This window comes from Runella zeae DSM 19591, assembly GCF_000423565.1.
GTDB lineage: Bacteria > Bacteroidota > Bacteroidia > Cytophagales > Spirosomataceae > Runella > Runella zeae.
In genome coordinates this window covers 531,875-540,971 of the sequence record NZ_KE384036.1, presented here as the reverse complement: position 1 = coordinate 540,971, position 9,097 = coordinate 531,875, and the positions used below count along the sequence as shown (strand labels likewise).

Annotated in this window: 8 protein-coding genes and 2 tRNA genes; 7 read left to right on the top strand and 3 right to left on the bottom strand. The window is 39.1% G+C overall.

Annotated features, from left to right (window positions below):
• Nucleotides 1–157: 157 nt before the first annotated feature.
• The 5 genes from G563_RS0120885 (at nucleotide 158) to G563_RS0120865 (ending at nucleotide 4,055) form a co-directional block, all read left to right on the top strand.
• A complete protein-coding gene (locus tag G563_RS0120885) occupies nucleotides 158–625 on the top strand; it encodes a hypothetical protein (RefSeq protein ID WP_157585513.1) in 468 nt (155 codons plus the stop codon).
• The gene (locus G563_RS0120880) at nucleotides 555–851 is read left to right on the top strand and encodes a hypothetical protein (protein WP_211235298.1); all 297 of its coding nucleotides are present in this window, start codon (nucleotides 555–557) and stop codon (nucleotides 849–851) included. Before G563_RS0120885 ends, G563_RS0120880 begins: the two co-directional genes overlap by 71 nt.
• Before the next feature lie 43 nt (nucleotides 852–894).
• Nucleotides 895–1,119, top strand: a complete 225-nt coding sequence (locus tag G563_RS0120875) for a hypothetical protein (RefSeq protein ID WP_028667013.1) — start codon at nucleotides 895–897, stop codon at nucleotides 1,117–1,119.
• Between the two features lie 148 nt (nucleotides 1,120–1,267).
• The gene (locus tag G563_RS0120870; protein ID WP_028667012.1) at nucleotides 1,268–2,299 is read left to right on the top strand and encodes a serine hydrolase domain-containing protein; all 1,032 of its coding nucleotides are present in this window, start codon (nucleotides 1,268–1,270) and stop codon (nucleotides 2,297–2,299) included.
• A 217-nt stretch (nucleotides 2,300–2,516) separates the two neighbouring features.
• Nucleotides 2,517–4,055: an RNA-directed DNA polymerase gene (locus G563_RS0120865; RefSeq protein ID WP_084650930.1), complete on the top strand. Its 1,539-nt coding sequence runs from the start codon at nucleotides 2,517–2,519 to the stop codon at nucleotides 4,053–4,055.
• A 61-nt stretch (nucleotides 4,056–4,116) separates the two neighbouring features.
• Here G563_RS0120865 and G563_RS0120860 read toward each other — a convergent pair whose 3' ends face one another.
• The 3 genes from G563_RS0120860 to G563_RS0120850 form a co-directional block, all read right to left on the bottom strand.
• Nucleotides 4,117–6,531 (bottom strand): alpha/beta fold hydrolase, encoded by a 2,415-nt coding sequence (locus G563_RS0120860; RefSeq protein ID WP_028667010.1) that lies wholly within the window; start codon nucleotides 6,529–6,531, stop codon nucleotides 4,117–4,119.
• Nucleotides 6,532–6,696: 165 nt separating this feature from the next.
• Nucleotides 6,697–7,944 carry a tyrosine-type recombinase/integrase gene (locus G563_RS0120855; protein ID WP_028667009.1) on the bottom strand — a complete coding sequence of 416 codons (1,248 nt, stop codon included), beginning with the start codon at nucleotides 7,942–7,944 and terminating at the stop codon, nucleotides 6,697–6,699.
• 212 nt (nucleotides 7,945–8,156) lie between these two features.
• Nucleotides 8,157–8,228, bottom strand: a tRNA-Glu gene (locus G563_RS0120850).
• Between the two features lie 145 nt (nucleotides 8,229–8,373).
• Here G563_RS0120850 and G563_RS35450 point away from each other — a divergent pair.
• Together G563_RS35450 and G563_RS0120835 are read left to right on the top strand one after the other, a co-directional pair.
• On the top strand, nucleotides 8,374–8,748 hold the full coding sequence (locus G563_RS35450) for a winged helix-turn-helix domain-containing protein (protein WP_051211105.1): 375 nt from the start codon (nucleotides 8,374–8,376) through the stop codon (nucleotides 8,746–8,748).
• A gap of 81 nt (nucleotides 8,749–8,829) precedes the next feature.
• Nucleotides 8,830–8,903, top strand: a tRNA-Pro gene (locus tag G563_RS0120835).
• Nucleotides 8,904–9,097: the final 194 nt, after the last annotated feature.

The following is a 9,097-nucleotide window of genomic DNA, read 5'->3' as shown; positions in this document are numbered from 1 at the left end:
ACAGGACTACCCACTATCGGGAGTTTTGTGCAAGGCGATAGGTGCATTTTTACCAATCCTGTTTCGAGCGGTTACGTCGGTGGCGTGTGCGTCAATGGCGGTACGCCCGGCACTTGGAAAAACTACGGAGCTATTCAACCTTAATCCACCCACTACCATGAAAAATCTATCAGACCGCGTATTTTCCAATCCCCTTACGACCCTTATTGGCATTGGCTTCGCCGCCGTAGGCTTATGGGTTTTGAAATGGTCGGACGACCTTTCAGAAGCCTCACGGGTTTTCCTAGCGCTTATCTGCTTTGGTCTAGCCATTACGGGTTTAGGCTGGTCAGACAAGACCCTTGTCAAACTCCTCAAAGTCTTGAAAGACAAAGTACCTATCATTCTTATGATGGCGGTGAGCTTATGGCTCACTTCATGCGTGAGCAACCGCCAAATCTTGCAAGAAATACGAGGGTGGAAGCTCACCCAAGATTCTATCATGAATACTCACAATCAAATTTTTTACAGCTATGAAAAAAGCCGCATTGATTCTGTATACCGTTCTATGCCTGATGATGAATTGCTTCATCGGATTGACAAGCTCACAAGCCCAAAAAGCAACAATCCCCATCGAAAGAACTAAGCTCGAAAAACTAGCGGCGGAGGCCGAAAAAGCCCAACTCTACCGTCAGGAGGGTGAAAACCTCATGGTTGAAAATCACAGCCTGAAAGAAAGATTGACAAGCACTCAAAAAGAACTGGAAGAGTCCAATACTGACCTTGGCCACTATCGCACCAAATGGCGGTACGCATTGATAGCGTTGGTGTTGGGAGGGGTTTTCATCGTCGTGTTATTGGTTAGAAAGTAGATATCGTATCGCCTCCTAAGGTGGTACTTGAGCAATTAAAATCATGAACTCAAAAAAAATAATCGTAGTAGGACTCGCCGCCGTAGCCTCGGTAGTGGCTATTTTTTTCCTTGCCCGAAAAATCACCACCGACAGTAGTGTTAATCCCAGTACTAACACCACCGCCGCCAATGACGATGCTGAAGCATCCTCAAAAACCGAAGAAAAAAAGCCAACTTCTAGTACCGTCAATGGTTCGACCGAAACCACAGGTTCGCCAAGGAGATAATTAGATTTTGCTATCAATTTGAAGTCGACCTAGAGCTGATGAGCGACGGAGCTGAAAAGCGGCCATTAAAAAATGATAGCAAAATCAAGCTCAACGCCTGGCTCTAAGATCCGGTCGACCGCTCATTTTGCTATCAAATTTTATTTTTATGAAAAAGAAAACAAAAAATCGAATCTTGATTGGTTCTGCGATTGTAGGCTTAGGTGGGGCAATCGCTTACCTGCTATGGAACCAAAAGGACAAAACAAATCCTTCAACTGATGCTACTGGTAAAAAAACGATTGTTCCCAAACAACCCTTTTCGCCGGACATCGTCCAAAAATTTGATGATTTCCTCAATACTAATTCAATAGCTTATGGGGATACCCTCATGGTGTATGTATCGAAAGGAGATAGGGAATATCAATATCTGAAAAATGACAACGACCCTGAAACGGCCATTGGGATTGCCTCAGGTTCCAAGCTACTTACGTCTGTTACTATCTTGTCGTTGGTGGATGCCGACTTGCTTAGCCTTGATGAGAAGTTATCTAAGTACCTGACTTGGTTGCAGGGTTATCCTATTTATCAAGACGTCACCTTACGGCAAATCTTAGCTCACCAAACCCCCATTGTGGCCGATTCTGTTTGGGACAGTACTCAAAGCCTTACCTTAGAACAAGCCGTAAGAAAAATAGTAGAAGAGAATCCGTTTAGCAATTTTTCCTATCCCAATCATTATAGCAGTTCGTCCTACAAATTCATTGCCCATGCGGCGGAGGCCGTCACTGGCCAAAAGTGGGAGGCGATATTTAAGGAACGCATCGCCAATAAATGCGATATGAAAAACACCTTCTTTGACCGATTTTCCGACAACCCCGATACGGGCAAAGGGGCGCAAAGCTCACTCAACGATTTTTCGCACCTCATGGAAATGATTCGCGACAATGGGCAGTATCTAGGGGAAAAAGTGTTATCGGCTGATGCCGTAAAGGAGCTTGAAAAGCTGCAAGCAGGTTCAACCCAATACGGCCTTGGTACATGGGTCTATCCTGAATTTAAAGAAACCATGTCCACGGGAGCTTTTGGCATGAGGGCATGGGTCAATCGAAACAACAATGCCTACGCCGTCATTATGACCATGAAAAACGATTCAGGGGCGGTTAGTGATGAGTTTAGGGCTTTGGTGAGGGGGATTTAAGGTTTTTGATAGCAAATTTTAATCCATATTTACATATCATTTATCCCAGTAAAAAGTTTTTGCTATCATTTTCTTGAAACTTCGGTAGAATTTGATTTAAAAGTAATTATTTTTGAAAAGTCAAGCAATCTTCAAATAAAGTGCATCAATGTATTTTATCTATATCTTGTTGTAAAAAAGCTTATAAAGTAATACGAAACAAATTCAATCAAGTAAAATGGCAACAGTATTAGAACTTAATCATATAGACGCAAGGTATTTTTTTCTCAAAAAAGAAAGCTATTTAACTTTTGACTTGCCCACATACTTTGTTTTTGAAAATTTATTACAAAAAGTTTCAGATTATATTCAGGGAAAGCCAATAGAAACTTTTTACGCAACTTACATAAATGAAGAACAGCGCCTCAAAAAGCATTCCCCTTCTGTCTTTGAAAATGTAAATTACAAGTTTCTAAATAACAAAGATGGGAAATTTGCTTGGCGACCGTTGCAGTTAATACACCCAGCACTTTATGTTTCTCTTGTTAACAAGATAACTGAAGAGGCAAATTGGTATACAATTATAGCAAGTTTTGAAAATTTTCGGAGTAATCCAAAAATAAGATGTTATAGTATTCCTCTAGTTTCTGACACCCACCAATCAGACCGTGCAACTTCAATTAACCAATGGTGGCAAGCGATTGAACAACAGTCATTAGAGTTAGCATTGAAATATGAATATGTACTACATAGTGACATTGCAGACTGTTATGGCTCAATTTACACTCATTCCGTTCCTTGGGCTTTGCATACTAAACCAATTGCAAAAGCAAAAAGAAATGACTCAATTTTAGTTGGTAATGTAATAGATAAGCTTTTGCGAGATATGGCCTACGGACAAACTAACGGAATACCACAAGGAAGTGTACTGATGAACTTTATTGCTGAAATGATTCTCGGGTATGCAGATTTGGAACTCTCTAAAAAAATTAATGAAGCCAACTTGCAGGACTATGAAATACTCAGATATCGAGATGATTATCGTATTTTTTCAAATAATCCTCAAACAGCCGAGCATATCACAAAATTGCTTACCGAAATTTTGATTGAACTTGGTATGCGATTGAACGCACAAAAAACAATCGTAACAACAAACGTCATAAAAAATTCAATTAAACCAGATAAGTTGTATTGGGTTTACTCAAAAAGAGGCGCAAAAGGACTTCAGGAACATTTATTAATCATCTATAAACTTGCAGAGGAGCACCCAAATTCAGGAAGCTTATCAAAAGCATTAGACAAGTTTTACAACCGTATTAAGACTATTATACAAACAAACCAAAATCTAAAAGTATTGATAAGTATCTTAGTCGATATAATGTATAAAAACCCAAGAGTTTATCCTATTGCTTCTGCAATCTTAAGTAAACTATTATCTCTAATTTCAACTATTAATGAGAAGGACGAAATCTTAAATCTTATCTATAAAAGATTTGAAAAAATACCAAATACAGGTCATATACAAATTTGGCTTCAAAGAATTACTATTAAACTTGATAGATCTAAGCAGTATTTTGAAGGACTATGCCAAAAGGTTAATAATCCAGCGTTACAAATTTGGAATTCAGAGTGGCTTGAGAGTAACCTGAAAGCTATAATAGAGACAACGCCAATAATAGATGAAGCAGTAATTACTAACATTGACGTTGTAATTGCAAGAGAAGAAGTTGAATTATTCAAGACAGAATACGACTATACTGAAAAAACACCAGAATAGAGAATCAAATTGGCACCGATTTTTTTAGCTTTTAAAATGATAGCAAACTTGATTTATATTATCATTCAAGGATAAGCTTAGTAGTTTTAGCTCCTTCATTGGTAATGATTTTAAGGAAGTATAAGCCTTGTGTTGCTTTAAAATTAACTAAAACTTTCCTTGAAGAGGTTTTCTCATTCAATAAGGTCTTGCCTTCCAAATTGAATATTTGATACTGCCAATTTCCTTCATCTGCTGCATCAATCCAAAACCTGCCTCGGTTGGGATTAGGATAGACATTTACAGAAGTAGGTATATCCACCGCAAGGATAGGGTTTACGGTCACAGTAACCACATCTGAAAAATCACTAAACAATTTCCCCCGCCCTACCGCTAATCGGTAGTTACCTGATTTTTTGACTGATAATTTTCTTTGGTTTAAGTTGAGCGATTGTCCATTGTTTTGCCAATCATAACTTGAAAACCCATCAGGCCCCGAAATCGCCAAGCTATCCCCTTCAAAAAAAGCAAGGCTACCGTTGTATGTGATGATAGGTTTATCAATTTTTATGGTAATTGCCTCAGACTGATTACTACAATTGTTCTGAGTAGTCGTTACAGAATATACTCCAAGGGCATCGGGAATGTAAGTCTTAGAAGTAGCCCCATTAATTGGTTTACCGTTTAGAAACCACTGATTCCCTTGTTCACTACTGGAAGCTAAGATAAATTTATCAGGTTGTTCTTCTTTGACAATGATAGGCTTTGCAGGAAGTGGATTCACCTGTATTGTTAGCCCATTATCAGGATTAAGCCATATACCACATTTCATTGCTTCAACCTTGTAAATACCACTTTCAGATACTGTTAATTGGTTTTTAGCAGTAGTTATCTGAGGGCTATTAGTGGGTAGTTGAACTCCATTTTTGTACCAACGATAATCTTCAAAACTAGCATCTGTACTTAAAATAAGGGCTTGCCCTTCGCAAAGAGTAGTATTACCATTAGCCGTAATGAAAGGTAATTCCAATGGACAAAAGGAAGTCTTAAAAGTATAAGGATTTAACTCCCCTAAAGCACTTCCAGTTCCTGAATTGCCGTGGATTGTAATATAATAAGTGCCTTGACTAGGAATTCTGTATTTAAGCTCTCTGTTAGCTACGGCCGCAGGAGAACCAGACCAATTTTGATTATAAAGTGATAACTGAACACCTGAATAACTATTTGCAGCTATATTAACAGTCAATACACCCGGTTTATCTATAAAAACTTTATAGGTGTCCATATCTAACCTATGATATTCTACGGGTAAATTTTTCTTACTTTCTACAGTGGGAGGTGTAAAGAAACCTCTGTACTCTTTACCCACCTCTATGCTAAAAGCTAGATCACCTCTGGAAGGCTCGTCAAGGGCATAAGTATTGATGAAGCGTTGTTTAGTGAGTTTCCCATGCCATAAACCAAATAAGGGATTTTTATCAGTAGGTGAATAATATTGATATGCCGTTGCCTCTTCTTCTGTTTTGTTTATTTCAAAATAGTCTCCTTGTAGCTCAAAATCCAAATTAAACAAGGAAGCTCTGGAACCTTCTACCACGCCATCTCCTGGGCTCAAACCTGAAATAAAAGATCCTGTACCCACTACGCAACTATAAGCTACAGAGGCTGGAAAACTTTTTTGATTTAGTCCTTGAACATACCCTAATGACCCATCACAGTTTACATCACTATTGTAATATTCATTCCCTAGCCTGTCAATGTTTTTTTCGTCACCACCATACAGATAAACACCTTTAACTACATTGGGAGAAGTATAACTGGCAGGGTATCGGAGGTCTCTAACCGCTTCTGACCATTCCACTAAACCATTTATGATTACTAATCCTCCCGAAGTAGAATTACTTCCTCTATTGGGCGTCCCAATTGTAACCAGCTTAGCGATATGATGCTGACCGTCCCCTAAAAGCCAGTTGACGGAGTTTTGGAGGTATTCACGAATTGCTAACCCTCCCATACTATGCCCTACCAAAATCACTTTGGAGGCTTTGGTCGCATTCAATACCTTCTTAACGGCCAGACCTACTGCAAATCCTTGTTTTACAATAGCAGCTTGATTACTAAGCCTTTTGCTAGTAGCTAGGGGAGGAATTATATCATTATCAAAATTGACAAAAAAAATGTCATTTTCGGGGTTAACATACGAATTATAATCATAGACGTCTCCATAATAAGAGGGGCCGCCTGCTCTATCTAAATAAGCAGCAGCGTTGTTTCCATCAGCATTTAAATGAAAGTCTAAACGGCTACCATATCCGCCTCTTCTAGCGATGTTGTCAAGGCTTACAGATATGCCATGTCCTTTAAGAAAGTCGCCCATTCCATACCAAGTAGAATCGCTTCCTACCCATCCATGCACAAAAATAATTGGATAGGGTAAGGTACGTTGAGCCTGACTAAAGAAAGAAATGAACAATAGAAATAGTAATTTTTTTTTCATTGGATAGTCTTTTAAGAATGGACTTATGAGATATTTAAAAGTCACGTATAAGAATTATAAATTGAGTAAATGGTAATTTTTAGGATAGATATAAAGGATAGTATAATGTAGAGTTTTTCATAAGTTGATATATTTATATGTTTAATTATCAGTGATTTGGCAAAGTTATAGATACTGAGAAACCAATTGATTGAAAATCTCAAGGTTCAGCGGTGTCGGGTTTGGTTGTTGTTTTTTTAGTTCGTATAAAATACGAGCGGGCATCACTGCTGAATAATTGGTGAGTTGTCTTTCATTGGTATGTCCCATCATAAACATTAGAGTTCGTGTTTCAACCATGTACTCGTTTTCCATCATACACGCGAAGGTGTCTCGAAAATCAGAGGTACTTAATCGGTATTCAATATTCGTAACTTCAGCAAGTACTTTCAGGTCTTTGTTTAAATCGCTTATGTCTGGACGTGGTATGGATTCAACACTTCCGTACTTTTGGATTATTGCGAAAGCATCTCGAAGCAAAGGAATAATAGAATAAATTTCAGATTTATCCCTTTGTTTTTTTATGAACATTTCTCCGCTTGGAACTCTAAGTAAATGATAGTCTGAAAGGGAAAGAAAATCAGTATAGCTCAATCCTGTAGAGAACAAAAATACAGCAACGTCTTTTTCTTTTTCAAGGCTTTTGATAGGACAATTAATCAATCGTTGTCTTTGGTCAGGAAGTAGATATACAGGAGGTTTAGCCTTATCGTAGGTCAAATCAAGGCGCCCGATAGGGTTATGAGTTATGTATTCTTCATTGACAGCAAAATCTAGTATTTGATTAATGAGGGTTATATGCTTGTTAATGTTGTTGCGACAAAAACGAGGTTTTCCATCTAAAGTTTGTGCAAACATCCATTCTTCCAGCCGTTCGCAGTGTCGATATTTAACCTGTGAAACTAGCAAATTCAATGAATACTTTTCTTTTAAGAAGGTTTCAATGTTTTGGCGTCGTGTTTGATAAGTGGTTAATGTTGCCTCTTTGCGTCCCTTGGAGCGTTTTGACTGAATAAGTTGTGATAACGTATCTAATAAGGAGGGAGTTGGTTTTGCTTTAAATCCTCCATTTTGCCAAAGTTGTTTTAGAGTGTTGGGGCTACACTCTTGTTGCATAACGGTAAGTGCCGTTTGGTAGTCAGCCAAAGTAGTTCTCATTTCACGGAGTTTGGCATTGATGTGGGCAGCACGGTAGTAAGAAGGGTTGACGGGAGAGTCAGCGTCATCGGGCTGCCAATAACGAGGAGGAATTTTGAGATTGATAGAGAAAGCAGTTCCCCTTTTATAGCCTGCTACTTCAATTTGTGCATAGATAGCACATTGCTCATTGGAACGAGCGGATTCCTTACCTCTAAGGAAGAAGCGAACCTCCATTTTTTTTTTGTAAACATAAAACCTGTGTATTTGGTGAAGGCCGTGACACAGGTCAGGTTAGGAGTGTGAGCAAGAAAAATCATACTGTGAGCGAAACTGTGAGCAAACTACTGAAATGGCTGAAAATTAGTAGTTTGTACAGGCTATAAAAACAGAAAACCCTGCTTTTCAGCAGGGTTTAAGTGGCTTCATCACGTCTTAGTGCGATTCTGTGACCCGTAGGGGAATCGAACCCCTGTTTCAACCGTGAAAGGGTCGTGTCCTAACCGCTAGACGAACGGGCCGGCTGGTTCCATTGTTCGCTGCGTGGGTGAAACGTGGTGCAAAGGTACGTTTATTTTCGTTCGTGTCAATAGCTGAATGAATTTTTTTTGAAAATAATTTTTTAGTGACTGATTATCAGTACATTTGAAATTAAATTTTTTTTGCATGAATAGTAACACAATCACACAAATACTCAAAGAACTAGATTTTCGGGTTGCTGGTACCCTCTGGATTGAAAGTAAAGAAGGTAGATTTTTAGGGCCGGGTAGGGTAGAGCTCCTCGAACGAATCTCCAATACAGGCTCTATCAACAAAGCTGCCAAAGAAATGGGCATGTCGTACAAAAAAGCGTGGGAGATGGTAAGCTCTCTTAATGCTCAAGCTCAAAAACCGCTTGTGCTTACCCAAACAGGAGGAGAGAAGGGAGGAGGGGCGGTGGTCACGGAAGAAGCCCAGCAACTGATTGAATATCACCGATTGATGCGCGAACGATTCCGAGCGTTTTTGGAAAAAGAAAGTGCGATGCTTACGCAGCCGTAAATCATTTTGTAGAATAAACCCATTATTTTTACCATGATTTGTTGACTCTATTGAAAAAAAAACTACTTTTGCACCCACGTTCGGGATGTAGCACAGCCAGGTAGTGTACTTGTATGGGGTGCAAGGGGTCGTGAGTTCGAATCTCGCCATCCCGACAATTGAAAAGCCTGTAAGCCAAAAACTTACAGGCTTTATGTTTTTAAAGTGGCGAAACTACGCAACCTTGCAAAATATAGTAGTAAAAATGTCCTTGGTGTATTCAAGCGGGTCGAGTTTGTGGAGCTGAAGTCGAAGAATCCTTTGTTTCAATTCGCGGCCCTAGTACTTGAGATATATGTCCAAGCGGTCT

Coding starts and splice junctions, on each gene's coding strand:
- G563_RS0120860 (WP_028667010.1), bottom strand. CDS start 6,531: ATGAAAAAAAAATTACTATTTCTATTGTTCATTTCTTTCTTTAGTCAG.
- G563_RS0120885 (WP_157585513.1), top strand. CDS start 158: ATGAAAAATCTATCAGACCGCGTATTTTCCAATCCCCTTACGACCCTT.
- G563_RS0120865 (WP_084650930.1), top strand. CDS start 2,517: ATGGCAACAGTATTAGAACTTAATCATATAGACGCAAGGTATTTTTTT.
- G563_RS0120855 (WP_028667009.1), bottom strand. CDS start 7,944: ATGGAGGTTCGCTTCTTCCTTAGAGGTAAGGAATCCGCTCGTTCCAAT.
- G563_RS0120880 (WP_211235298.1), top strand. CDS start 555: ATGATGAATTGCTTCATCGGATTGACAAGCTCACAAGCCCAAAAAGCA.
- G563_RS0120875 (WP_028667013.1), top strand. CDS start 895: ATGAACTCAAAAAAAATAATCGTAGTAGGACTCGCCGCCGTAGCCTCG.
- G563_RS0120870 (WP_028667012.1), top strand. CDS start 1,268: ATGAAAAAGAAAACAAAAAATCGAATCTTGATTGGTTCTGCGATTGTA.
- G563_RS35450 (WP_051211105.1), top strand. CDS start 8,374: ATGAATAGTAACACAATCACACAAATACTCAAAGAACTAGATTTTCGG.